The 24,376-nt window shown below is 59.2% G+C and carries 26 protein-coding genes; 13 read left to right on the top strand and 13 right to left on the bottom strand.

Annotation, left to right across the window (positions count from 1 at the left end; translation table 11 throughout):
• Positions 1–17 precede the first annotated feature (17 nt).
• Positions 18–452: a multiple antibiotic resistance transcriptional regulator MarR gene (gene marR / locus FHW76_RS10520; RefSeq protein WP_008804963.1), complete on the bottom strand. Its 435-nt coding sequence runs from the start codon at positions 450–452 to the stop codon at positions 18–20.
• Positions 453–713: 261 nt separating this feature from the next.
• On the opposite strand from marR, the gene FHW76_RS10515 reads away from it, so the two are divergent.
• Positions 714–1,382, top strand: coding sequence for a MarC family NAAT transporter (locus FHW76_RS10515; protein WP_002904403.1), 669 nt, complete (start codon positions 714–716; stop codon positions 1,380–1,382).
• A gap of 70 nt (positions 1,383–1,452) precedes the next feature.
• Here FHW76_RS10515 and FHW76_RS10510 read toward each other — a convergent pair whose 3' ends face one another.
• The gene (locus tag FHW76_RS10510) at positions 1,453–2,652 is read right to left on the bottom strand and encodes a sugar transporter (RefSeq protein WP_008804962.1); all 1,200 of its coding nucleotides are present in this window, start codon (positions 2,650–2,652) and stop codon (positions 1,453–1,455) included.
• Between the two features lie 201 nt (positions 2,653–2,853).
• Here FHW76_RS10510 and FHW76_RS10505 point away from each other — a divergent pair, with 201 nt between their 5' ends.
• The gene (locus tag FHW76_RS10505; protein ID WP_183476641.1) at positions 2,854–3,645 is read left to right on the top strand and encodes a PhzF family phenazine biosynthesis protein; all 792 of its coding nucleotides are present in this window, start codon (positions 2,854–2,856) and stop codon (positions 3,643–3,645) included.
• A gap of 63 nt (positions 3,646–3,708) precedes the next feature.
• Here FHW76_RS10505 and FHW76_RS10500 read toward each other — a convergent pair whose 3' ends face one another.
• The 6 genes from FHW76_RS10500 to FHW76_RS10475 form a co-directional block, all read right to left on the bottom strand.
• Positions 3,709–4,386 (bottom strand): SDR family NAD(P)-dependent oxidoreductase, encoded by a 678-nt coding sequence (locus FHW76_RS10500; protein WP_004183978.1) that lies wholly within the window; start codon positions 4,384–4,386, stop codon positions 3,709–3,711.
• Complete coding sequence (locus FHW76_RS10495; RefSeq protein WP_008804960.1) at positions 4,383–4,856, bottom strand: YhcH/YjgK/YiaL family protein; 474 nt, start codon at positions 4,854–4,856, stop codon at positions 4,383–4,385. Before FHW76_RS10495 ends, FHW76_RS10500 begins: the two co-directional genes overlap by 4 nt.
• On the bottom strand, positions 4,853–6,019 hold the full coding sequence (locus FHW76_RS10490; RefSeq protein WP_016160991.1) for an exo-alpha-sialidase: 1,167 nt from the start codon (positions 6,017–6,019) through the stop codon (positions 4,853–4,855). Before FHW76_RS10490 ends, FHW76_RS10495 begins: the two co-directional genes overlap by 4 nt.
• 3 nt (positions 6,020–6,022) lie before the next feature.
• Positions 6,023–7,432, bottom strand: coding sequence for a sodium:solute symporter family protein (locus FHW76_RS10485; protein WP_004151621.1), 1,410 nt, complete (start codon positions 7,430–7,432; stop codon positions 6,023–6,025).
• A gap of 76 nt (positions 7,433–7,508) precedes the next feature.
• Positions 7,509–8,393 (bottom strand): dihydrodipicolinate synthase family protein, encoded by an 885-nt coding sequence (locus tag FHW76_RS10480; RefSeq protein ID WP_008804958.1) that lies wholly within the window; start codon positions 8,391–8,393, stop codon positions 7,509–7,511.
• Between the two features lie 13 nt (positions 8,394–8,406).
• Positions 8,407–9,555, bottom strand: a complete 1,149-nt coding sequence (locus FHW76_RS10475; protein ID WP_012541772.1) for an iron-containing alcohol dehydrogenase — start codon at positions 9,553–9,555, stop codon at positions 8,407–8,409.
• A 175-nt stretch (positions 9,556–9,730) separates the two neighbouring features.
• Here FHW76_RS10475 and dtnK point away from each other — a divergent pair, with 175 nt between their 5' ends.
• The 3 genes from dtnK to FHW76_RS10460 are packed head-to-tail and all read left to right on the top strand — an operon-like array spanning position 9,731 to position 12,708.
• Positions 9,731–10,966: a D-threonate kinase gene (gene dtnK / locus FHW76_RS10470; protein ID WP_183476639.1), complete on the top strand. Its 1,236-nt coding sequence runs from the start codon at positions 9,731–9,733 to the stop codon at positions 10,964–10,966.
• Positions 10,959–11,945 carry a D-threonate 4-phosphate dehydrogenase gene (locus FHW76_RS10465; protein ID WP_012541770.1) on the top strand — a complete coding sequence of 329 codons (987 nt, stop codon included), beginning with the start codon at positions 10,959–10,961 and terminating at the stop codon, positions 11,943–11,945. The genes dtnK and FHW76_RS10465 overlap by 8 nt, the downstream gene beginning before the upstream one ends.
• Before the next feature lies 1 nt (position 11,946).
• Positions 11,947–12,708, top strand: coding sequence for a DeoR/GlpR family DNA-binding transcription regulator (locus FHW76_RS10460; RefSeq protein ID WP_012968265.1), 762 nt, complete (start codon positions 11,947–11,949; stop codon positions 12,706–12,708).
• Positions 12,709–12,722: 14 nt separating this feature from the next.
• Here the strand turns inward: FHW76_RS10460 and FHW76_RS10455 are convergent, their stop codons facing one another.
• Complete coding sequence (locus tag FHW76_RS10455; protein WP_046619722.1) at positions 12,723–13,667, bottom strand: L-lactate dehydrogenase; 945 nt, start codon at positions 13,665–13,667, stop codon at positions 12,723–12,725.
• A 145-nt stretch (positions 13,668–13,812) separates the two neighbouring features.
• On the opposite strand from FHW76_RS10455, the gene FHW76_RS10450 reads away from it, so the two are divergent.
• Positions 13,813–14,295 (top strand): GNAT family N-acetyltransferase, encoded by a 483-nt coding sequence (locus FHW76_RS10450; protein ID WP_008804952.1) that lies wholly within the window; start codon positions 13,813–13,815, stop codon positions 14,293–14,295.
• Here FHW76_RS10450 and ptrR read toward each other — a convergent pair.
• Complete coding sequence (ptrR, locus tag FHW76_RS10445) at positions 14,249–15,127, bottom strand: putrescine utilization regulator PtrR (protein WP_012968263.1); 879 nt, start codon at positions 15,125–15,127, stop codon at positions 14,249–14,251. The two genes, FHW76_RS10450 and ptrR, sit on opposite strands and share 47 nt — an antisense overlap.
• 106 nt (positions 15,128–15,233) lie before the next feature.
• Between ptrR and sad the strand changes: the two genes are divergently transcribed.
• From sad to FHW76_RS10410, 7 genes are all read left to right on the top strand, one after another.
• Positions 15,234–16,619 carry a succinate-semialdehyde dehydrogenase gene (sad, locus tag FHW76_RS10440; RefSeq protein WP_008804950.1) on the top strand — a complete coding sequence of 462 codons (1,386 nt, stop codon included), beginning with the start codon at positions 15,234–15,236 and terminating at the stop codon, positions 16,617–16,619.
• Positions 16,620–16,700: 81 nt separating this feature from the next.
• Positions 16,701–17,627, top strand: coding sequence for a glutaminase B (gene glsB / locus FHW76_RS10435; protein WP_008804949.1), 927 nt, complete (start codon positions 16,701–16,703; stop codon positions 17,625–17,627).
• Positions 17,627–17,995, top strand: a complete 369-nt coding sequence (locus FHW76_RS10430) for a DUF4186 domain-containing protein (RefSeq protein WP_008804948.1) — start codon at positions 17,627–17,629, stop codon at positions 17,993–17,995. The genes glsB and FHW76_RS10430 overlap by 1 nt, the downstream gene beginning before the upstream one ends.
• 114 nt (positions 17,996–18,109) lie before the next feature.
• On the top strand, positions 18,110–19,534 hold the full coding sequence (locus tag FHW76_RS10425; protein ID WP_008804947.1) for a GGDEF domain-containing protein: 1,425 nt from the start codon (positions 18,110–18,112) through the stop codon (positions 19,532–19,534).
• 77 nt (positions 19,535–19,611) lie between these two features.
• On the top strand, positions 19,612–20,142 hold the full coding sequence (locus FHW76_RS10420; RefSeq protein WP_008804946.1) for a GNAT family N-acetyltransferase: 531 nt from the start codon (positions 19,612–19,614) through the stop codon (positions 20,140–20,142).
• 113 nt (positions 20,143–20,255) lie between these two features.
• Positions 20,256–21,707 carry a tagaturonate reductase gene (locus tag FHW76_RS10415; RefSeq protein ID WP_023297591.1) on the top strand — a complete coding sequence of 484 codons (1,452 nt, stop codon included), beginning with the start codon at positions 20,256–20,258 and terminating at the stop codon, positions 21,705–21,707.
• Positions 21,708–21,962: 255 nt separating this feature from the next.
• Positions 21,963–22,409: a GNAT family N-acetyltransferase gene (locus tag FHW76_RS10410; RefSeq protein ID WP_012968261.1), complete on the top strand. Its 447-nt coding sequence runs from the start codon at positions 21,963–21,965 to the stop codon at positions 22,407–22,409.
• A 211-nt stretch (positions 22,410–22,620) separates the two neighbouring features.
• On the opposite strand, the gene FHW76_RS10405 is transcribed toward FHW76_RS10410, so the two are convergent.
• From FHW76_RS10405 to tam, 3 genes are all read right to left on the bottom strand, one after another.
• On the bottom strand, positions 22,621–23,001 hold the full coding sequence (locus tag FHW76_RS10405; protein ID WP_008804943.1) for a tautomerase family protein: 381 nt from the start codon (positions 22,999–23,001) through the stop codon (positions 22,621–22,623).
• The gene (locus FHW76_RS10400; protein ID WP_008804942.1) at positions 22,992–23,312 is read right to left on the bottom strand and encodes a carboxymuconolactone decarboxylase family protein; all 321 of its coding nucleotides are present in this window, start codon (positions 23,310–23,312) and stop codon (positions 22,992–22,994) included. The genes FHW76_RS10405 and FHW76_RS10400 overlap by 10 nt, the downstream gene beginning before the upstream one ends.
• 156 nt (positions 23,313–23,468) lie before the next feature.
• On the bottom strand, positions 23,469–24,230 hold the full coding sequence (gene tam / locus FHW76_RS10395) for a trans-aconitate 2-methyltransferase (RefSeq protein WP_023322595.1): 762 nt from the start codon (positions 24,228–24,230) through the stop codon (positions 23,469–23,471).
• Positions 24,231–24,376: the final 146 nt, after the last annotated feature.

Here is a 24,376-nt window from a genome sequence, read left to right as displayed (position 1 = left end):
TCTTACCTCTTCTTATTTTACGGCAGGACCTTCTTGAGTAGTTGCTCAAGCGCGACGACTTCGTCCGCCGACAGATTTTTTGTTAACTCCTGGTGTAACTTCTGACCCACAACCTGATGACACTGCTCGCAGAGGGCTGCGCCGTCCGGTGTCAACTGCACCAGCACGCCGCGCTTGTCAGCGGGGTTGGGTAACCGTTCAATCCAGCCTTTGCACGCCAGGCGGTCGAGCATACGCGTCATCGCGCCCGGGTCGACGGAAAGCACGGTTTTCAGCTCAACGGGGGTAATACATACCTCGCAACGAATGGAACAGAGCACGCGAAACTGGGTCGCGGTAATATCCATGGGTGAGAGGTAGTCGTTGAGCAGGCGATCTTTTTTCTGGTTAACCATCTGGATCAAGCGGCCCAACGGGATCATTTCATTAAACAGGTCGCTGGTACTTTTCATGATGGTTGCCCAGGCAAGTAATTAGTTGCAGGTGATACTATTGCCCAGGCAATCATAAGTCAACATTATGAATTGGCCGATGCCACGATTTGCTAAAATAAAAAAATCTGACGTGGGTCACTGTTTGTGGTTTTGCTAACGCTTGTTAATTTTTAGCGGAAGTGGTTTATCAGCAGGCTGGCGGCGAAAGTGTCGAAGCCGGTATACTCACGGAACGAAACAATACTTAAAAAATGAATATTAACGGGACTTTAATTAACTATGTTCGATTTGTTTAAAGCAATAGGGCTTGGCCTGGCGGTGCTTTTACCGCTGGCAAACCCACTCACAACCGTGGCGCTGTTCCTCGGCCTGGCGGGCAATATGAACAACGCCGAGCGGAACAAGCAGGCGTTGATGGCATCGGTGTATGTGTTCGCCATTCTGATGGTGTCGTGGTATGCCGGTCAGGTGGTGATGAATACATTCGGCATATCAATACCTGGGCTGCGTATCGCCGGGGGATTGATTGTGGCCTTTATCGGTTTCCGCATGCTGTTCCCCCAGCAAAAAGCCCACGATTCGATGGAAGCGAAGATCAAATCGGAAGAACTGCAGGATGAACCGACCGCCAATATCGCCTTTGTGCCGCTGGCGATGCCAAGCACCGCCGGTCCGGGAACCATCGCGATGATTATTAGCTCCGCCTCGACCGTTAAGCACGGCGTGGACTTCCCGGAGTGGGTGGTACTGGCGGCGCCGCCGATCATCTTTTTGCTGTTAGGGGTGATTCTGTGGGCTTGTCTGCGCAGTTCCGGCGCGATTATGCGTCTGGTAGGCAAAGGCGGCATCGAGGCCATTTCGCGGCTGATGGGCTTCCTGCTGGTCTGTATGGGCGTGCAGTTTATTATTAATGGCGTGCTGGAGATCATTTCGACCTGGCACCCCTGATCGCCCCGGATGGGATGAGAGACAACAGCCTGCCGGTAGCCATGCCGGCAGGCTTTTTTATCGCGGTAACTCAGGAGTGGTGCGGTTGATGGTCTTCCAGCGATACCGGCCAGCGGCGGAAGATCATCAGAGACCATACCAGCGCGGCCAGCGCCGGGATGGCACCGATGTAGCCGATGGAAGCCATCGACAGATGCAGACTCACCTGGCTGCCCACCAGCGCGCCAGCGCCAATACCAATATTAAAGATGCCCGAGAACAGGGACATGGCGACGTCGGTGGCATCCGGCGCGGAAGCCAGCACTTTTACCTGCATACCGAGGCCGATAATCATGATCGCCACGCCCCAGAAGATACTGAGCAGCATCAGATGATGTGCATTGTCCGAGGCAGGCAGGAGCAACAGCAGGCAGGCCAGCAGCAGGCCGATAGCGATGCTAATCAGCCCGGAAGCGTGCTGGTTGCCGAGCTTACCGAACAGAATGCTGCCGATAATACCGGCCCCGCCGAGGATCAACAGCAGCACGGTAGCAAAGTTGCCGCTCAGGCCCGCCACCGTCTGGACAAAGGGCTCGATATAGCTGTAGGCGGTATAGTGGGCGGTCACCACCACCACGGTCAGAATATAAACGCTGACCAGCGCCGGGCGGCGGAACAGCACCGGCAGGCTTTTCAGCGAGCCAGAATGTTCGCTCGGTAGCGTCGGCAGCAGTTTTACCAGACAGGCAAGGGTGGCTAACGCGCCGAGGCCAATCGCCAGGAAGGTCATTCGCCAGCCAAAATACTGGCCGATGATGCGGCCAATCGGAATACCGAACACCATCGCCAGGGCTGTACCGGTGGCGATCAGGCTCAGCGCCTGCGCCCGTTTGCCAGGCGGCGCCATGCGGATGGCCAGCGCTGAGGTAATCGACCAGAAAACCGCATGCGCAAAAGCGATGCCAATGCGACTAATCACCAGGACGTCAAAACTCCACGCAAAAAACGACAGAACGTGGCTGGCGATAAACAGAATAAACAGGCCGATGAGCAGCCGCCGGCGCTCCATTTTGCTGGTCAGCAGCATAAACGGCAGCGACATCAGCGCCACCACCCACGCATAAATGGTGAGCATCATGCCCACCTGGGCGGTTTCCATGCCGAAGCTGCCGGCAATATCGGACAGCAGACCGACAGGGGCGAATTCTGTGGTGTTGAAAATAAACGCGGCGATGGCCAACGTCACGACACGTAGCCACGCTACCTTGCGTGAGACCGTATTCGTAGTCATAAGCTCTGGATGGGTGATTCAAGGGAAGATGTGACGGTGATCTTAAAACGATTACTGGCGAAAAGACAATCATTTTGTGATCTGCATCTCATTTCGCTGCAAGTGGCTGGCCGCGGTTAAGCAATTAATTTTGCTATGGATAGTGTCAGGGGAGCGCTTTTATGTCATGTTGAAGGAAAGTAAAAAAAGTAAGGACAGTGTATGCAGGAAATTCAATTTTATCTGGTCGATGCCTTCAGCGATAAAAACTTTGGCGGTAATGCCGCGGCCGTTTGCCCGCTCAGCGAGTGGTTAGCGGACGATGTATTGCTGAAAATGGCCCAACAGCATAACCAGTCCGAAACGGCGTTTTTCGTCCACACCGACGAAGGCTATGAGCTGCGCTGGTTTACCACGCTGGGCGAGATCAACCTCTGCGGCCACGCCACCCTGGCGACGGCGCATGTTATTTTCGAGTATCTTGACCATCCCTCGGCGACGATTACCTTCAGCACCCGTTTTGTCGGTGAACTGCGGGTGACCCGCAGCGGCGACTGGCTGACGCTCGACTTCCCGGCGTGGTCGACCACCCCGGTGGACAACCCGCCGGCGGACCTGCTGGCCGGACTGGGGCTTGAGTCTGCCGTCGAGGTGCGGGAGGGGCGTGATTATCTGGTCGTGCTGGCGGATCGCCAGCAGGTTGAAGCGGTGCAGACCGATATGGCACGTCTGCAGAAGCTCGGCAAAATGATCTGCGTCAGCGCGCCGGATGAGGAGTATGACTTTGTCAGCCGCTTCTTCTGCCCGGGTGAAGGGGTGCCGGAAGATCCGGTCACCGGCTCCGCCCACAGCATGCTGATCCCCTGGTGGGGCGAAAAGCTGGGGAAAACCACCATGATGGCGCGCCAGGTCTCTGGCCGCGGCGGCGACCTGCGCTGCCAGTGGCAGGGCGACAGGGTGCTGATTGGCGGCCAGGCCACCACCTATCTGCGCGGAACGGTTTACCTGCGTTAATCATGGCCCCCGCGTCGCCCCGGAGAGCGGCAATCTACTTCCGCTCCCCAGGGCGACATAGCATCAGCCCAGCGATGCGCCGCCACACATCACCAGCTCCTGTCCGGTCATCGCCGATGCGCCCTCGCTCAGCAACCAGCTCACCAGAGAGACCACTTCCTGCGGAGTAATGAGTCGCCCAAGCGGCGGAAGCCGTGGCGGAGAACTTTCTCTGCCTGGCTGATGAAGCATCGGCGTATCGGTTGCCCCGGGAGCCACGACGTTGACCGTCACCCCGGCAGGCGCCAGCTCTGCCGCCCAGCTCCTGGCGAGAGCGACCAGCGCGGCTTTGGTGGCCGCATACTGCGAGCGACCAGCGGCGCCTCGTGAGGTACGGCTTCCCAGCAGAACGATCCTCCCGCCTGGCCCCATGGTCGGGGCGAAGTGATTGACCAATGTCTGAGCCGCATCGACGTGTAAACGCCACAGCGACTCGCTGCGCTGAGGGTCCAGATTGCCCAGAGTGGCGGCCGCCATTGAACCCGCGGCGTGAATGATGGCCTGCGGGGGCTCAATCTGCTCCAGCGCCGCCAGCAGCGCGCTGCGTTGGCTGACGTCGACCATCAGATGGCGAAAGTTCGGCTGTGAGAAGGGCGGCAGCGAACGGCTCATGCCGATCACCTGCCAGCCGTCCGCCAGCAACTGCCTCACCACTGCGGCGCCGATCCCGGAGCTGGCCCCGGTTACCATTGCCCGCTTCATCGCGCCTCCAGCATCTCAGCGGGGATTTTGAATACCGCCTTTCTGACCGGCGCTGGCGTCGAAACCGCACACAGCGCCTGGTGCGGTTCGCCGGGGTAAAAGACCGCGAAGTCGCCGGGACGCAGCAGAATAGAGACACTCTCCGGGGCTGGCTGACATATATAGAGGTCGGGCTTAAGCTCATTATCTTCCGGGCGCATCGCGGGAGCCATGCCCGCCTGGATCCGCTCCTCGCCGGCCAGGATGACCTGAATATCCGCCCACTGGCGATGATATTCCGTATGCCGCTCGGCCGCAGGCTGGGTTTGCACCACGCTGAGGGTGCAGAACCACGGCGCACCGTCGGGCTGGAAGCGGCCATTCTCTCTGGCACTGAGGGCAGCCAGCGAACAGGCCTCGCTGCTCAATAGCTGCTTTAACGCCGGCGGCAGACCAGCCTGCTGCAGCGCCTGCAGATTACCGATAATCATGCGCTTTCTCCTTTTACCCACTGTGGCGAGACACGAACATACTTGATCGCCTGGCGATACCAGGTGTAGGCGATATGCAAATTACCGTCTGCTCCCTGTTTGATGCTGGGGTAGGAGAACTCCCGGTTCAGCTTCTGCTCCGAATTATTGGTCATGCAGTAGCCGTCACCCTCATCGAGATTGCGCAGCCACGGCCAGCTTTCACCACCATCGGCTGAAATAGCGACGGTCATCGGCGCGCGTGGTGCGCCCCAGAAGGCGCTTTTCCCGGTCGCTTCCGGCTCCCTTCGGCCATCGTCGTCAGCAATTTCATCATACAGCGAGGCGCGGCGTTCCGTGGCGCCGGCGGCGCTCATATTATTGAACACCAGCGCCAGTTCGCCATTGTCCAGGGTGGTCGCCTGAATGGACGAGTTGTTGTTCGGAAGCGTCGTCGGTACCGGCGCAGACCAGCTCTCTCCCTGGTCGCTGGACTGGCTGAACCAGATATGATCCGCCCAGCGGCTGCGGAAGAAGGCTGCCAGTCTGCCGTCCGGAAGCGGAGTGATACTCATATGGACACAACCCAGGCTCTCCGGGACCGCCACGTCACGCCAGCTTTTTCCGCAGTCTGAAGAGATCTTCACCGCGCTGACGTCATTGTTACCCACCCATTTCTCGCCGGGTTCGGTACGGCAGTAAAAGACCGGCAGCAGCCAGTTGCCGTCAGACATAACGCTTATTGGCTGGCGAATAAAGGTACCCGGTTGATCCAGCAGCGTATCGATGGCCCCCCAGCTTCGTCCGCCATCGTGGGAGAGGCGGTAGCGCACAATGGCGGTATCCTGGTTTCCGGCAAATTGCGCTGTCCACAACAGCCACAGCACGTTATCGGGCGCCTGAAATAGCACCGGGTTTTGTTCTGAGCGGTCTGGATCATCAGATAGCTTGACTGCCTCACTCCAGCGGTCACTGCCGGGGGCTAACCGCGATCCCCAGATAGAGATATCGGCTTTTCCCTCCTGGGAGCCGCCAAACCAGACGCACATCAGGCTGCCGTCATCCAGCGGCAGCAGATTGGCGGCATGGTTCTGCGGGCAGGCGCAGGGAAGCATTGCCCATGCGATGTGTTCATCTTGCTGGTGTTGGCGAATGACGCCGTCAAAAGGCGGAATTACGGTCATGTTTTATACTCCACGTTGCTCAACTGGGGCGGGGGATGGTTGTGATTTATTTGGGATCAGGCGGTCAATCACCATGATGATGGCCGGGGTTGCCAGGGCGACATACATGTTATTGATGCCGAACGGGTCGCCGAGTAAATACCAGACGGACGTCACCACACAGGCGCCGATCAGGCCGGCATTCGCGCCCCGAGTGCTTCTGAAGAAGGGGGCATAGAAGGCGATGACCGCCACCACGGTAATGGAGAGGCGAATGGCGCGGGTAAAGAAGGAGAGTTTCAGCACCTCCGGTACCAGCAGCACAAAGATCAGCGGCAGGAAGCCGATAATTAGCGACGCCCAGCGTGTGGCTCTGAACTCCTGGTCCGGCGTTGGGTTGCGCCATGGTACGTAAAAATCCTTCACCACCAGCGAGGCAATGGCCAGGGCTACGGTACTTACGCTGACGAAAATCGATGCCACAAGTGACGTTGTCACCAGACCTGCCAGCCACGGGTTCATGTCCTGCAGAAAGACCGGGAGGGCATACAGGCTGTTGATCTCGGGATGCAGGTATTTCGCCGCGACGCCGATAATGGCGATGGCAAAGGCGATAGGCAGGCAGAAAAAGAAGGCGATCCAGGTGGAGCGTTTCGCTGACCGAACGTCTTTGGTTGAGCTAATGGCCTGAATGACAAACTGGGTGCAAAAAATGGAGCCGATAGTGCCGATGAGCCAGGCGAAGATCGTGCCAGCACCAATGTTGCCATCCCATGTCCAGTAATAATCCGGCATCTTCTCCATCATCGGCGAGAAGCCGCCGGTTTTGGACAGGGCAAAACCCAGAATGATCAGCAGACCGGCGTATTTCAACGCGCTGTGTAACATGGTGACCCATGCGACGCCCTTCATGCCGCCGAACGCGAAATAAAAGGTACTCACAATGGCGGTAATAAAGGCGGCTACCGGTAAATTCACTTTTAATACGGTGGAGATGGCTGCGGCACCGCTGACGTAGTTGCCCACGTTAACCAGCAGCAGCGCATAAATCATAATCAGGGAGATAATATTTTTGGTACTGTTGCCATATTTTTCAGCGATGGCGCCGGAAATGGTAATTTTTCCGGTGTTATAGATGCGTTTCACCAGGATTAAACCGAACAGCGGAAAGCCGATGGCTGCCCCCAGCACGGACCACGAGGCGGCAATTCCGCTCTCAAAGGCGGCCTGGGCAGTACCGATGGTCGATTTGGCGCCAATATATTCTGACATCAGTAATATACCGACAATAAAGGCCGGCATGGCGCGCGAGCCTTCCATAAAATCCCCGGAATTTTTACTACGAATACGGAATGTCAGCCAGGTGGTAAACAGAATATAGGCAATAACAATGCCGACAATAATAAAGGTATCTTCAGCGGTAAAATGATTCATCTTAGCCTCTCTCTGGGCGTACGAATCCTGGGCACGGCGGTACCCGGTCTGTTTTATTAAAAAAGCGCAGCAAGTATTACGCTAAATAACGAGCGATGATGTCGCGTATCTGCTGCAGCTGTTGGTCACTGAACTGCACCGCGTAGCGGCTGTCGCCCACCTCATGACCCATCAGTTGCAGGGCTTTTTTCACTGCCGCGGGTGAGAACGCCACCTTATACAGATCGGTGCGCAGGCCCGTCACGCGCTCCTGCGCCTGGCGCGATCCGGCGATATCTCCGGCGTGAAACAGCGACCAGATCGCGTTGATTTCAGCGGGGGCGACGTTGGCAAGCCCTGAGATGCAGGCCGAACAGCCGTCGACATACCCCTGATGGATAAGGGAGTCCGGCCCGTTCAGAACGTCGAAACCGTCAATGTCGCGTACCGCGTCAAGAAAGCCTTTCAGGCTATCGTAGCTGCCGGCGCTGTCCTTAATGCCGACGATATTCTCGTGTCGGGCCAGCTGGCGTGCCGTCTCCGGAGCAATGGTGTTCCCGGTGCGGGCGGGAATGTTATAAAGAAAAAGCGGGACGCTCAGCGCGTCGGCGATCGCCGTATAGTGGTTAATCAGCTCTTCCTGCTTCAAGGGTACGAACCACGGGGTAATGGCCGATACCGCGTCAACCCCGAGGCGGGCGATCTGCTGGCCCAGCCGGCGAGTCTCACGGGTGGAAATCTCCCCGATATGCGCTACCACCGGCGCGCGTCCGGCGGCTTCTTCCACGCAGGTTCTGGCGACGGCGATCTTCTCCTCCTCATTGAGGACAAAAAACTCGCCATTGGTGCCGCCGCAGAAAATCCCGTTGCCTGCGGCGAGCTGGCGCTGCACCTGCTGGCGTAGCGCTGGCAGGTTAAGGGCTCCCTCGGCGGTAAAAGGGGTGACGATGGCGGTGAGTACGCCGCTAATGGCTCTCCTCATTTTCTTTCTCCTGTTAGGCATGTTCTGGAAACAGCGTTTGATAGATAGCCGCAATCTCTTCGCGGCTGACGCTGCAGGGGGCGTTGTTCATCAGGCGCTTGACGTTTTGCGCCGCTGCGCTGAGAGCAGGGATGCTCTCCCTGGGCACGCCGAGCGCGGCCAGGTTGTCCGGCAGGGGCAGTCGTTTCACCAGCGCCGCCAGCCACGCGACCAGCGCATGGGATTTCTCTTCCTCACTGAGCGTGCGATCTGCGTCGGGGATCAGATCCCAGACCTGAGCGAATTTTGCCACCGCGTGGGGGCGGACCACCCGCATGCAGGGCGCCAGCAGAATGGCGTTAGCCACCCCGTGCGGCAGGTGCCAGGTACCGCCAAGCGGATAGGAGAGCGCATGCACCAGATGGGTGCCGGCATGGTTGATCGCCGCGCCGCCGTACCACGAGGCCCAGAGCATCTCCAGCTTCGCCGTCAGATCCTGCGGCTGATCCACCGAGCGTTCGATATGCCGCACCAGCTTGTGTAAACCGATTAACGCCGCGTTGTCGCTCACCGGATTGGCGACGGTGGAGGTAAAGCACTCCAGCAGATGACACAGGGCATCGATGCCGGTCGACGCCGCGATGCTGGCCGGCATGCTGGTGGTCAGCTCCGGCAGCAGGGCGACATAGTCCGGCAGCAGCACCGGGGAGATGATCCCCACTTTGGTCTGCTGCTCGGGGATCGCCAGAATGGCGTTCGGCGTCGCTTCGGAGCCGGTGCCGGCGGTGGCCGGGATCAACAATGAGCTAATCCGTCGTTGCGGCAACTCGCCTGCCAGCATGGCCGTCAGAGAGGGCGCCTCAGTATGCAGGAGCACCGAGAGCAGTTTCGCCACATCCAGTACGCTCCCCCCGCCGATGCCCACGATCATCTGGGGCTGACTGGCGCCCAGTTGGCTGACAATCTGCGCCACATCGTGATGGCTGGGCTCTGCCGGTACTGTGTCAATGACCTCAACCTTACGCCCTTCGGCCGCCAGCAGGCGATGGATCGCCTGGGTCGCTTCCAGCGCGCCAACGTTCTGGTCGGTCACCAGCAGGATGCGGGTTTTACCTGACAACAGCGGGAGCAGGGCCGTTGAGGCGCCCGCCCCGCTGATGATTGTGCTGTGTATCGTCGCCACGCGTTTCTCCTTGGTAGTAATTGATTGAATTCAATCATTCATGGATCGTGTCACTCGTCTGGTGGGGAAGAGTTATAATTTATACGGCAGTTTAATAACTTGAGCTTGCTCACATTTAATCAAATATGATTGAATATAATCAGTTTCAGATTTTCATCGACCACAAGGCAGAACAATGAACGATGGTAATAACCAGGTGCTGGTGCTGGCAGATGACTTTACGGGAGCCAATGACGCCGGTGTCAGCCTCGCGGAGGCGGGCATGTCGGTGGAAGTGGCCTTCAGCGCCGGGCAACCATCAACCGCCCGGGCGTTAATTCTCAATAGCGACAGCCGGGCAATGAGCGCCGCCGCCGCGGCGGACAAGGTCACCGGTCTGCTGCGCGGCGCGGCAAGATTTGTCCCGCACTGGCAGGTAAAGAAGATCGACTCCACGCTGCGCGGCAACCTTGGCGGCGAACTGGAGGCAATGATGGCGGCGCACGGCTGCCGGCTGGCGGTGGTGGCCCCGGCGTATCCGGCGGCCGGGCGGCATACCCGGGACGGGCGCTGCTATGTGCATGGGGTGGCCCTCGATCAGACCGAATTTGCCAGCGATCCGAAAACGCCCGTGAGCCGGGCGGAGATTAGCGAAATTATCGCCATGCAGAGCCGTCTTCCCTGTCTGACGTTGAACGCTGCCCGGCTTCCGGCGGCATTAGCGACCGCGGGCGAGGAGAAGCGAGTGTTGATTGTCGACGCCTGGGAAGACAGCCATCTGGACCAGGTGATCGACGCCGTTGCGCCCCATGCGCGGGAGACCCTGCTGGTCGGCTCGGCGGGACTTTGCGAGGCGCTGGCGCGCCGCCTGCGCCGCTGCGAGCAGGGGCCGCTGCTGGCGCTGGTTGGTTCGATGAGCGAGATGGCGCAGCGCCAGGTCGCTGCGCTGCAGGCTCATTCCCGAGTGAGAAAGATCGAAATAGATGTCGAACAGGCCTTTAGCAGATCGCCGAAGGAGGAAGCCTCGCGGATCGCCGAGGTGCTGCGTGAGGGTCATCACTGCGTGGTGACCACCCGCCCGAATAACGCCGCCCGGCACGGGATTGAAGCCCAGTGTAACGAACGCGGTCTCAGCCGCGCAGCCTACGGGGAGCACATCTGCGCCTGGCTTGCCGACGTCACGGCGCAGGCGGTGGCGCTGTGCCCACCGGGCGCCCTGTACCTCTCTGGCGGCGATGTAGCCATCGCCGTCGCGCACGCGCTCGGCGCCACCGGATTTCAGATCCGTGGGCGGGTGGCGCAGTGTGTGCCTTACGGGCACTTTCTCGGCGGTCGCTGGTCACGGCCGGTGATGACCAAAGCAGGGGGATTCGGCACCGACACTACGCTGTTAAATGTTGTGAATTTTATTGAGGAGAAACTGAGTGTCTAACATGATTGCAGTGACAATGGGCGACCCGGCAGGGATTGGTCCGGAGATTATTATCAAATCCCTCGCCGAAGGGGCGCTGAGCGGCGCGCCGGTGGTGGTGGTGGGCTGCGCGCAGACGCTGCGGCGGATCCTGGCGCTGAATATTACGCCGCGGGCGGAGCTGCGCATCATTGACCATCCCGCCGAGGCGAGTTTTTCCCCAGCGACCATCAACGTTATTGATGAACCGCTCAGCGACCCGCAGGGGCTGCGCCCTGGCGAAGTTCAGGCCCAGGCAGGGGACCTCGCGTTTCGCTGCATCAGGCGGGCGACCGCGCTGGCGCTGGACGGCGCGGTCGCGGCCATCGCGACCGCGCCGCTAAATAAAGAGGCGCTGCATCTCGCCGGGCACGCTTTCCCCGGCCATACCGAACTGCTGGCCCACCTGACGCAGACCACCGATTACGCCATGGTGCTCTATACCGAGAAGCTCAAGGTTATCCATATCACTACTCATATCGCCCTGCGCCAGTTCCTCGATACCCTCAACCAGCCGCGAATCGAGACGGTGATTGGCGTAGCGGATCGGTTTTTGCGCCGGGTCGGCTATCAGCGTCCGCGCATTGCGGTTGCCGGCGTTAACCCGCACGCCGGGGAGAACGGCCTGTTTGGCGATGAAGAGATCCGCATCGTCGCCCCGGCGGTCGCCGCCATGCAGGCGCAGGGGATAGAGGTCACCGGCCCCTGTCCACCGGACACGGTGTTTATGCAGTGTCACGAAGGTATGTACGACATGGTGGTGGCGATGTACCACGATCAGGGGCATATCCCGCTGAAGCTGCTCGGGTTCTATGATGGGGTGAATATCACCGCCGGGCTGCCGTTTATCCGTACCTCAGCGGATCATGGCACCGCGTTTGATATTGCCTGGACAGGTAAAGCGAAGTCTGAGAGCATGGCAACCTCCATTGAGCTCGCCATGCACATCGCGCAGGAATAACATGAAGGGATATAACCGGTTAGAGCAGATTATGGACTTCCTGAAAAGCCATAATCTGGTGACAGTCGACCAGCTGGTGGCGGCGACCAACGCCTCGCCGGCCACCATTCGTCGCGACCTGATCAAACTCGATCAGGAAGGGGTGATCAGCCGTACACATGGCGGGGTGACGCTGAACCGGTTTATTCCTTCCCAGCCGACGACGCTGGAGAAAGCCCAGCGCAGTCCGCTGGAAAAGCAGGCTATCGCCAGCGCGGCGGCCGCGCTGGTGAAGGCCGGCGACGCGATTGTGCTTGACGCCGGCACCACCATGATTGAGCTGGCGCGGCAGATCACCCATCTGCCGCTGCGGGTGATCACCAGCGATTTACATATCGCGCTGTTTTTGTCGGAATTTAAGCAGATAGAAGTGACGATTATCGGTGGGCGCATCGATGACAGCAGCCAGTCGTGCATCGGCGATCACGGCCGCCGCCTGCTGCAGACCATCTGGCCGGACCTTGCCTTCGTCAGTTGCAACGGCTGGGACCTCGAGAAGGGGATCACCGCCCCGACGGAGGAGAAGGCTGCCCTGAAACGTGATCTGATGGCTAATGCCCGGCGGCGCATCCTGCTGGCGGACAGCTCCAAATACGGCGCCTGGTCACTGTTTAATATTGCCCCGCTGGAGTCGTTGACCGATATCGTCACCGACGCCCATCTGCCGGAGGCGACCCGCGAGGCGCTGGTGACCCTTTCCCCACAGCTGATCATTGCCGACTGACTTGCAAGCTGCCGTCAGGGCAGACGGGCAATATTGGCCTTGATCACCGCCATCGACTGGCTGAACTTCGCCTGCTCCTCGGCGGCCAGCTGCAGTTCAATAATCTGCTCCACGCCACCCTGGGCCAGCACCGCCGGCACCCCTGCCGCCGCGCCGCTGACGCCGTACTCACCGTCAAGAATGCAGGAGACTGCCAGCGCACGGTGGCTGCCGGTGAAGATATTGCGGCAGATCTCGGCGATGGTGCCTGCCACGCCATATTCGGTGCAGCCTTTGCCCGCGTAGATCTCAAACCCCAGTTTTCGTACTTTTTCGGCCATTGCCTCGCGGTCGAGCGGCCGGCCGGTACGTTGCTGATAGAGGTCGGCGATCGGCGAGCCATACACCGAAGAGTGTGACCATACCGGAAACTGGGTATCGCCATGCTCGCCGAGGATAAAAGCGTCGATGCTCTGGGCGCCAATATCCAGTTCCTGCGCCAGCAGGCGACGCAGGCGGGTGGTATCCAGCCAGACGCCGGTGCCCAGCACCTGACTGCGCGGCAGGCCGGAGAGCTGCCATACCTGCCAGGTGATGATGTCGCAGGGGTTGGTGGCCACCAGAAAGATGCCGTTAAACCCGTTGGCCATCATCGTCGGCACAATACTTTTCACAATCTTCGCCGTCGTGGTCAGTTCATCCAGCCGACTCTGACCGGGGCGCAGCGCACCGCCGGAAACGGTGATCACCGCGATATCGACATCAGCGCAGTCGCTGGCTTCCCGGGTGGAGATGGTCATCATCCCCGGCAGATAGGCCGCGGCATCGCTGAGATCCTGGGCATGGGCCTCGGCGCGCTGTTGGTTAAGGTCGACGAGGATCAGCTCCTCGCAAATGCTCTGGTTGAGCAGGGCGTAGGCCGCCGACGCGCCGACATTGCCGGCGCCAATAATCATCACTTTACGGGCTTTGGTGTGCATATTCAGATCTCAAGTACGAACGGCAGGGGATAAAATTACTGTGTTTCAGCGAGTTAGCGCAAGAGGTGGGCAGCAATATAAGTTAATGCTATGGCGGAAACGGGCCGAGGGCGCGCTACAGTGGCGTAAAAAAAGGAGTTCACCTATGTATACCGTTACCGACATCGCCCCCACCGACGCAGAATTTACCGCCCTGATTGCCGCTCTCGACGCCTGGCAGGAGACACTCTATCCGGCAGAGAGCAACCATTTGCTGGACCTCAGCCAGCTGCCGCCGCAGACGGTGATCGCCCTGGTCATCCGCAGCGCGCAGGGCGAGGCCGTTGGCTGCGGGGCTATCGTCCTCAGTGAGGAAGGTTTCGGCGAGATGAAGCGGGTCTATATCGATCCGCAGCACCGCGGACAGCAGCTGGGAGAAAAGCTGCTGGCGGCGCTGGAAGCGAAAGCGCGCCAGCGCGACTGTCATACGCTGCGGCTTGAAACCGGTATCCATCAGCATGCGGCCATCACCCTCTACACTCGCAACGGCTACCAGACCCGCTGCGCGTTTGCGCCGTATCAGCCCGATCCGCTCAGCGTGTTTATGGAGAAACCGCTGTTTGCCGATCTTCGTTCAGCAGCGCTATAAACGCCTCCAGCTGGCGGGTTTTGGCGCCCCGGCGCCACACCAGCCAGGTGGTTAACCAGCGCCACTCTTCGGCTAGCGGCCAGGCGGAAACCTGCTGATGACCGGGCATACTCTCCAGCATACTGCGCGGGATCAACGCCAGGCCCGCGCCGGCGATCACGCAGGCCAGCATCCCATGGTAAGACTCCATCTCGTGGATCCTGCCCGGGGTTGCTCTGTCGGCATGGAACCAGCTCTCAAAATGCCGGCGGTAGGAGCAGTTGGCGCGAAAGGCGTAAACGTTGGCCCCGTTCACTTCGCTGGCGCGGGCGATGGGCGCGTGGCCGTACGGGGCGACGATCATCATCTCTTCCGGGAACACCGGCAGCCCCTCCAGACCCGGATGCACCAGCGGGCCGTCAACGAACGCGGCGCTCAGGGCGCCCTCCAGCACGCCGTCGATCATCGTCCCGGAAGGGCCGGTGGAGAGCGCCAGGTGAATTTTCGGGTAGCGCTGATTAAAGTGGGCCAGGGTGGTGGGGATCCGTACCGCCGCGGTGCTCTCCAGCGAACCAAGAGAAAACAGTCCCTGGGGTTCATCGCCTGCCACCACCATCCGCGCCTCGTCCACCAGGGCGAGGATCTGCTGGCTGTAGCGCAAAAAGCTGTGTCCCGCAGGCGAGAGGCGCAGGCGCTGGTTCTCGCGGATAAACAGCTCTACGCCGAGGTCTGCTTCCAGCTGGCGGATGCGGGTGGTGAGGTTGGACGGCACGCGATGCACTTTCTGCGCCGCCTGGGTAATGCTGCCGGTGGTGGCGACAGCGTTAAACATCTCTAGCTGAGTCAGGTCCATACTATTCTTCTTTTGTGAATGCGTTGCTTAATATTATTCATTTTCAATGAATGGAAAGGTAAGCCAGAATACGGTTACTTCGCAAGCAACGAGAGAGAGAATAACGATGAATTTATCTGCAACGCACGCGGTTTCCGTCAACCCGACTACCGGTGAGGTGGTCTCCTCGCTGCCCTGGGCCAGCGAACGCGAGGTCGATGCGGCTATCGCTCTCGCCGCGGCAGGCTATCGCCAGTGGCGTCAGACGCCGCTCGCCGAGCGCGCTGATGCGCTGCGCCGCATCGGGGCCGCGCTGCGCGCCCGCGGGGAAGAGGTGGCCCAGATGATCACCCTCGAGATGGGCAAGCCGATCGCTCAGGCGCGCGGCGAGGTGGCGAAATCCGCCAACCTCTGCGACTGGTACGCCGAGCACGGCCCGGCGATGCTGGCGACGGAAGCCACCCAGGTGGAAAATAACCAGGCGGTGATTGAGTATCGTCCGCTGGGCGCCATTCTGGCGGTCATGCCGTGGAACTTCCCGGTCTGGCAGGTGCTGCGCGGCGCCGTGCCGATCCTGCTGGCCGGCAACAGCTACCTGCTGAAGCATGCCCCGAACGTGATGGGCAGCGCCCGCCTGCTGGGCGAGATTTTTGCCGCCGCCGGCCTGCCGGATGGCGTGTTCGGTTGGGTGAACGCCACCAATGACGGCGTTTCGCAGATCATCAATGATGACCGCATCGCGGCGGTGACCGTCACCGGCAGCGTCCGCGCCGGCAAGGCGATTGGCGCCCAGGCGGGGGCGGCGCTGAAGAAATGCGTGCTTGAGCTGGGTGGCTCCGATCCCTTTATCGTGCTCAACGATGCCGACCTGGATGAGGCGGTGAAGGCCGCCGTCACCGGTCGCTATCAGAACAGCGGCCAGGTGTGCGCCGCGTCGAAACGCTTCATCCTCGAAGCTGGCATTGCCGACGCGTTCACCCGCAAATTCGTCGACGCCGTGGCGGCGCTGAAGATGGGCGACCCGCGCGATGAGCAAAACTACGTCGGGCCGATGGCGCGTTTCGACCTGCGCGATGAACTGCACCAGCAGGTAACGGCGACCCTTGATGAAGGGGCAACTCTGCTGCTGGGCGCAGAAAAAATCGAAGGAGCGGGCAACTACTATGCGCCAACGGTGCTGGGCAATGTCACCGCCGGGATGACCGGTTTTCGTCAGGAGCTGTTTGGTCCGGTAGCAACCCTGACCACCGCTCGCGACGCTGACCATGCGCTGGCCCTCGCCAACGACAGCGAGTTTGGTTTGTCTGCAACGGTCTATACCACCGACGAGGCGCAGGCCCAGCGCTTCGCCCGCGAGCTGGAGTGCGGCGGCGTCTTCCTCAACGGCTACTGCGCCAGCGACGCCCGCGTGGCCTTCGGCGGCGTGAAGAAGAGTGGTTTTGGTCGCGAGCTGTCACATTTTGGTCTGCACGAGTTCTGTAATGCGCAGACCGTCTGGAAAGACCGTCGCTAATCAACGTTAGCCCCCTGACGACCGTCGTCCACGTCTGCTATACTCGCCCACCAAATTTCGATGGTGGGCAAGGAGCTGCATGTGGCGGCGGTGATCAATAACGCAATGCTGGAAGCCATTCTGGCAGAAATCAGGCCGCTGATTGGCCGCGGTAAAGTGGCGGATTACATTCCGGCGCTGGCCAGCGTCAGCGGCGATAAGCTTGGCATTGCGATCAGTACGGTAGACGGGCAGCACTTCGCCGCCGGCGATGCGCATGAACGTTTTTCCATCCAGTCTATCTCCAAGGTATTGAGCCTGGTGGTGGCCATGAACCACTATCAGGAAGAGGAGATCTGGCAGCGGGTGGGCAAAGATCCCTCCGGCCAACCCTTTAACTCCCTTTTGCAGCTGGAGATCGAGCAGGGCAAACCGCGAAACCCGTTTATCAACGCCGGGGCGCTGGTGGTCTGCGACATGCTGCAGAGCCGGCTCAGCGCCCCGCGTCAGCGGATGCTGGAGATTGTCCGCCGCCTGAGCGGCGTGGCCGATATCGCCTACGATCCGGTGGTGGCCCGTTCTGAGTTCGAGCATTCGGCGCGCAACGCCGCCATCGCCTGGCTGATGAAATCCTTCGGTAACTTCCATAACGACGTCGCCACCGTGTTGCAGAACTATTTCCACTACTGTTCGCTGGAGATGAGCTGCGTTGAGCTGGCGCGAACCTTCCTGTTCCTCGCCGATCGCGGTATCGCCCCGCACCTGGAGGCACCGGTTATCGCGCCCATTCAGTCCCGTCAGGTGAATGCCCTGATGATGACCAGCGGCATGTACCAGAACGCCGGCGAATTCGCCTGGCGCGTTGGCCTGCCGGCGAAATCGGGCGTCGGCGGCGGAATTGTGGCGATTGTGCCGCAGGAGATGGCGATCGCCGTGTGGAGCCCGGAGCTTGATGACGCCGGGAACTCGCTGGCCGGCGTGGCGCTGCTGGAAAAACTGACTCAGCGGATGGGGAGGTCGGTGTTCTGATGGTTGAGCAGGATCGGTTGTTTGCCCGTCTGGCGCGCTCGACGTTTCGTTCACGCTTTCGACTCGGGGTCAAAGAGCGGCAATACTGTCTTGATAAGGGGCCGGAGATCATCGACCAGCACGCTGCGGATTTTATCCGCCAGCGGCTGGCGCCCGCCGAACCGATGAACGACGGTAAGCAGACGCCGATGCGCGGCCATCCGGTATTTATCGCCCAGCATGCGACCGCCACCTGCTGCCGCGGCTGTCTGGAAAAATGGCACGCCATTCCCCACGGCCGCGCGCTGAGCGAGCAGGAGCAGCGCTATGTGGTGCAGGTGATCCATCACTGGCTGGTGCTGCAGATGAACGGCCCGTCTGTGCGGTAATCTGCATTTGATCGGCGCCGGAGTATGCCTGATAAATATTCTCATGTTATGATAATCCGCTAACTAATTATTAACATAATAATTGCCTGAAACAATTAGACGGATAATTACTGAATGTCTTCACTGTCGATTCGGTCATTTACGCTGTTTCGTGAAGAGCAGCCCGTGCGCGACGCACTGGTATTATTCACGTTAACGCTACTACTGCATTTTCTGGGGGCTATGCTGCGCCTGGTGCAGGAGCTCTCATTCTTCTGGCCGCTCAATGCCGTGATGGCCGGGATCTTTGCGCGCTATGTCTGGCTTAATCGCAGCTATTTTTATGCCGTCTGTTTTGCGGCAATGCTGGTTTATGACGGACTCACTTCGCGCTGGGGCATGGGCTTTGCCTCATTGCTGATTAATTTCTCCAATATTGTCTTTATTGTGGTGCTGGCGCAGCTGGTGCTGTGGGATAAGCGACGCGCCGACTCCATGCCCGGCCCGATTAATGCGCTTAATTTATTCTGTTTTTGCCTGTTTGCCGCCTTATTGTGCGCCGCCGTCGGCGCCCTGGGGTCGGTGGATGTTGAACGCGCCACCTTTATTCCCCAACTGGCAGACTGGTTTAGCGAACAGTTCTCGACAGCGGTGCTGATCCTGCCGTTTATTCTGACCCTGACGTTGCCTTCGGCATTAAGCGGTTTTCGTTTTCGCCAACTGCTGCCCGCGCTGGCGCTGGTGCTGTCGATAGCCCTCGGCGTGGCGGTGGGCGGCGCCGGCAGCATTACCTTCCCGTTGCCGGCCCTGATCTGGTGCGCCGTTCGTTATCCGCTGCCGCTGACCTGCCTGTTAACCTTTCTCACCGGCATCAGCGAGATATTGCTGGTCGCCAACTCGTTAATTCACTTTTCGCCGGATGCGCGAATGCAGCCGTGGCAGCTGTTCTCCACCCGCCTCGGCATTGCCGCTATGCTGATTAGCCCGGTGATTGTCGCTTCCAGTGTCGAAGCGATTAACACGCTGGTGAAACAGCTGGCCCTGCGTGCCGATTTTGATTTTCAGACCCGGGTGTATTCCCGTTCCGGACTGAGCGAGGCGCTGAAGCGTCAGGCGTTGCCCGCCGATAAGCTGCTGACGGTGATGGTGCTGGATATCGATGGCTTCAAACGGGTGAATGATGCTCTGGGCCATGAAGGCGGCGATTGCGTATTGACCCAGTTTGCCCAGCAGGTTCGGCAGTTGGTGGACGAGCAGGGGATGGTTGCCCGCATTGGCGGTGAAGAGTTTGCGGTGGCGGCGGTCGTCGACAGTACCCAGCAGGGCTATTTACTGGCGGAAAAAATCCGCCACGGGGTGGAGTCGCAACCCTTCGGCCTGGGGCAGAATCCAATTCACCTGACCATCAGCATGGGGCTGGAGACGCGCGAGGTGGGGCACGCTCGCATCACGGAGCTGTTTAACCAATTGCTGATGGCGGCAGACGAGGAGATGGTCAAAGCCAAACAGACCGGTCGCAATCGCATCTGTATGCCAGCGCTAACCGAAAGCGCACCATAAGAAAATCCTATACGGAATCCGCTTGTGTTAATTTTTGGTTAAAAACATAGTGATGTGGTCAATTACAGGGAGCTTCCATGACCACATCCTTTTCACTGCGCACGCTGTCGCGTGACGATATTCTGCATCACCTCCCGGCATTAAGCGATATCCTGGCAAGCTGCGTCAACGGCGGCGCCTCGGTAAGTTTTATGCTGCCCTTTAGCGCGCACACGGCCACCACTTTCTGGCAACATACCGCCGACAGCGTGGCGGCCGGCGAGCGCATCGTGCTGGCGGCCCTCGACGCGGATGAAAGGCCCGTCGGTACCGTGCAACTTATTACCCGCCAACCGGAAAACCAGCCCCATCGTGCGGATGTCGCCAAACTTTTGGTTCACCAAAATGCCCGTCGCCAGGGGATTGCCAACGCGCTGATGAGCGAGCTAGAGCATGTTGCCCGACAGGAAGGGAAGACGGTGTTGGTGCTGGACACGGCAGCCGGTAGCGGGGCGGAGCAGTTCTATGTCCGCTGTGGCTGGGAAAAAGTGGGGGAAATCCCGCGCTATGCGCTGATGCCTGACGGAGAGATGACCGCCACCTCACTGTTCTATAAGTTTTTGCCCTGACGGTCGCTATTGCAGAATGCTTTGATCAAAACGGGGTTTCACTGGTAGAAAAACCTGATAACTTATTGGACCAATTACTCAGGTTGTATGACTACTATTAGAGGGAACCCATTGTGAAAACATTAAACCGTCGTGATTTCCCCGGCGCGCAGTACCCTGACCGTATCATCCAGTTTGGTGAAGGCAATTTCCTGCGCGCATTCGTTGACTGGCAGATAGATCTCCTCAACGAGCATACCGACCTGAATGCGGGCATCGTGGTCGTCCGTCCTATTGCGACGGATTTCCCGCCTTCACTGAGCACCCAGGACGGCCTTTACACCACCATTATTCGCGGTCTGAACGAGCAGGGTGAGGCGGTGAGCGACGCGCGCCTGATCCGCTCGGTCAACCGGGAGATCAGCGCTTACGCTGACTTCGACGCTTTTTTACGTCTGGCGCATAACCCGGAGATGCGGTTTGTCTTCTCCAATACCACTGAGGCGGGCATCAGCTATCATGCCGGGGATCGTTTTGACGACGCGCCGCCGGTCAGTTATCCGGCGAAACTGACGCGCCTGCTGTTTGAACGCTACCAGCATTTCGCCGGTGCGGCCGACAAGGGATGGGTGATTATTCCCTGCGAACTGATCGATTATAACGGCGAGGCGCTGCAGGCGCTGGTGCTGCGCTATGCTGCTGAGTGGCAGCTGCCGCAGGCCTTTATCCGCTGGCTGACCTCGGCGAATACCTTCTGTTCAACGCTGGTGGATCGCATCGTAACCGGCTATCCGCGTGATGAAGTGGCGGCCCTTGAGGCACAGACTGGCTATAAAGATGCCTTCCTTGATACCGCCGAGCATTTCTACCTGTTTGTGATCCAGGGGCCTGCCTCGCTGGCGGCCGAGCTGCGTCTCGATAAACTACCGCTGAATGTGCGCATTGTGGACGATATCAAGCCGTATAAAGAGCGCAAAGTGGCGATCCTCAACGGGGCGCATACCGCGCTGGTGCCGGTGGCCTTCCTGGCCGGGATCGACACCGTGGGTGAGGCGATGAACGATGCGGAGATTTGCGCGTTTGTCGAAAAAGCGATTTATGACGAGATTATTCCGGTGCTGGATCTGCCGCGCGATGAGCTTGAGTCATTTGCCAGCGCCGTGACCGGGCGCTTCCGTAACCCGTATATTAAACATCAGCTGCTCTCGATTGCGCTCAACGGCATGACCAAATACCGCACTCGCATTCTGCCGCAACTGCTGGCAGGGCAGCAAAAGAGTGGGCAACTGCCGCCGCGGCTGACTTTTGCCCTGGCAGCGCTGATCGCCTTTTACCGGGGAGAGCGGGAGGGTGAAAGCTATCCGGTACAGGATGACGCCGAATGGTTGGCGCGATACCAGACGCTGTGGGCCCGGCATCGGGATCGCCAGATGAGCACCCGCGAGCTGGTGACTGCGGTACTCAGCGTAGAGGCTCATTGGGAACAGGACTTGAGCCAGATCCCGGGGCTGGTTGAGCAGGTGACTGCCGACCTCGATGCTATCTTGTCTCGCGGTATGCGCGATGCTGTACAGCCCTTGTGCTGATAGCGGACGTCATTGACCCGGCTGCGGCCGGGTTTTAAAGCCCCTTAATTAGTTACAACATGCTTTTTTATCACAGCTATCAAGCCGGTCGGTCACTCCGCTGCAAAAAAGCCTTTTAGTGCCAAATCGCCCCCTGCAAGGAGAGAATTGCCGCTATGCCGCTTGAACATGTGACTGCACAGGAAAATAATGGTTCGAACCCATTTTCCCTGCCAATGTTCGCAGGCTAATTCATTCATCTGTAAGGAAACTCGCATGGTCATCGATATCCGGGAAATACGGCCGCACGACAAAGCCGAATGGCTTAATCTCTGGGAAGGCTATACCCGCTTCTACGGCAGCCCGCAGCCGGAAGAGGTGACCGAATGCACCTGGCAGCGAATGCTGGACATGAACTCCCCGGTGCTGGGCAGGGTGGCTGTGGTCGATGATACGGTGGTGGGGTTCGCCATCTGCATTCTTCACGAGGGAACCTGGGTCACCACGCCAATCTGCTATCTGGAGGATCTGTTTGTCGATCCTGCCTTCCGTGGACAAGGCATTGCCAGAACAATCATTAAGTCGCTGCAAACCGAAGGGGCAGACAAAGGCTGGTCACGGTTGTACTGGCATACGCGCCGTGATAATCCCGCCCGTCATCTGTATGATGAGTTTACCCCGGCTGACGATTATGTGCGCTACAGGATCACGCTTGGGTCCTGAAGCGGTAAGAGGTTGTTAAGCTTTTCCCGCTATAACAGGGGAAACCGGCTCAGGAGAAGCAACGATGGAAAAACGTCTCGACACAGTGGTCAATCTGATTATGTTTCTTTCACTATTGGCTACGGCCTGGGATCTCTCACTGGTGCATCATCTCGCCTGGTAGCAAATAATATAGTGCTGAAACGCGGCGCCTCATGCGGCGCCGCCGGCGTTATTCAATAGCCATCCTCCCTGCGCTAAAACTCCAGTCCTCCTGCTGATTAAACTGGATAACCACCATCACGTCCTGCGGGCTGACCGCCATCTCATCGGCTAACCGCGCACAGAGCCGACGATAAAGCCTCTGTTTCTGCGCCCGGCTGCGCGGTTTACCGGCGAAAATATGAAACAGCACGAAGCGGGCGCTGCGTCCGTCGCTGAGGTAGTTCGGGTCGTAAATGCGCTGCTCGTCGGCGGCCTGCTCGATAAACTGAAATTTATCTGCTGACGGCACGTCGAACTCTGCCACCAGACACTCATGAAAGAGCGCCGACAATTGAGCAAACTCCGTGGGACGCCAGGCCGTGCCAAGCGATATGCGGGTCAGGGGCATGGTGTCTCCTGCTCATTCAGACAGGTCAGGGCGCTGGCCGCCGCCGGCCAGCCGGCATAGAACGCCAGATGGGTGAACAGCTCGACGATTTCGGCCTGGCTCAGGCCATTTTGATAGCCGAGAGCGATATGCCACGGCAGCTGCTGGGTTTTACCCAGCGCCGTCAGGGCTGAAAGGGTGATCAGGCTCCGTTCGCGGGGCGACAGATCGCGGCGTGCCCAGATATCACCAAACAGTACCGTTTCGGTCAGTTCGGCCAGTTTTGGCGCAATGGCGGCCAGGGTGTTGCGATTAACAGCGCTATTTTCCACAGTGACTCCCGTTATTGGGTGTTGAGATGGCAATCACTGTCGCATGCCGGGAAAAAGGTTGAATATCGCAATGTTCAGGATATTTCGTCCTGATAAACAGGATGATTTTTCACCCTGTTCTCCTTATTCATTGCCACGCTTAAGCGCTCATTCCGGTTAGACGTCGATTTTTCGCGCCACGATAAACAACCTGGGGAATCGCAGGAGCACCTTTCCGTTACACTGTAACGGATAGTGTTCGGCCAGTAGTTCGACATAGCGTGTCAGAAATGCGTTTCTGGACTGCTCGTCCAGGCCGGCCAGATAGGGACGCAATCCGGTCCCCTGCAACCAGTCGCTTATCGCCTGATGGGAAGCGAGGGGATGAAAATAGGTGGTGCGCCAGATATCAACTTCACAACCCTGACGGGTTAGCATGTCATACCAGGCGTCCGGCGGGAGTAAGGGCTGGCGCCCGCGGTCCGGTAATCCCTGCTCGTCGGCGACCTGGCGCATCAGAGTATGCGAAGGTTCCTGCCAGTTATCCGGCATTTGCACGGCCAGCGTCCCGTTGACTGCCAGCTGCGCCACCAGATGTGGAAACAGCATCTCATGATCCGCCAGCCACTGCAGAGAGGCGTTCGCATAGATCACGTCTACCGGTTGCGCAGGCCGCCAGCGGGCAATATCGGCGTCGATGAACTCACAGTCGGGTAAGGCCTGTGCCGCCTGAGCCAGCATGGCCGGGGAGTTATCGATACCGGTGATTGCCGCCAGCGGCCAGGCGGCGCGCAGCAGGCGGGTGCTGTTTCCCGGCCCGCAGCCAAGGTCGACAACGTGCTCAACCTGCAGATGGGCAATACGCGAGAGCAGGTCGGCCGCGGGGCGGGTACGTTCAGCGTCAAATTGCAGATACAAAGAAGGGTTCCAGTCAGCCATAGCGCGGTCCAGTGTGAGGGAAGACTGGGCAAAGCATAGAACGCCACAGGCCGACTGTCAGCCGCCGAATGTTACCAGCGGTAACCCACTTCGTGACAGTGTCACTAAAAGAATAAACATCAGTGGGGTTTTCGCGTCTGGTCGGT

This window comes from Klebsiella sp. RC2, from assembly GCF_014192815.1.
In the GTDB taxonomy this organism is placed as follows: Bacteria; Pseudomonadota; Gammaproteobacteria; order Enterobacterales; family Enterobacteriaceae; genus Klebsiella; species Klebsiella variicola.
Note: the sequence above shows the minus strand (reverse complement) of the source record. Positions and strands in the feature narration are given on the sequence as shown.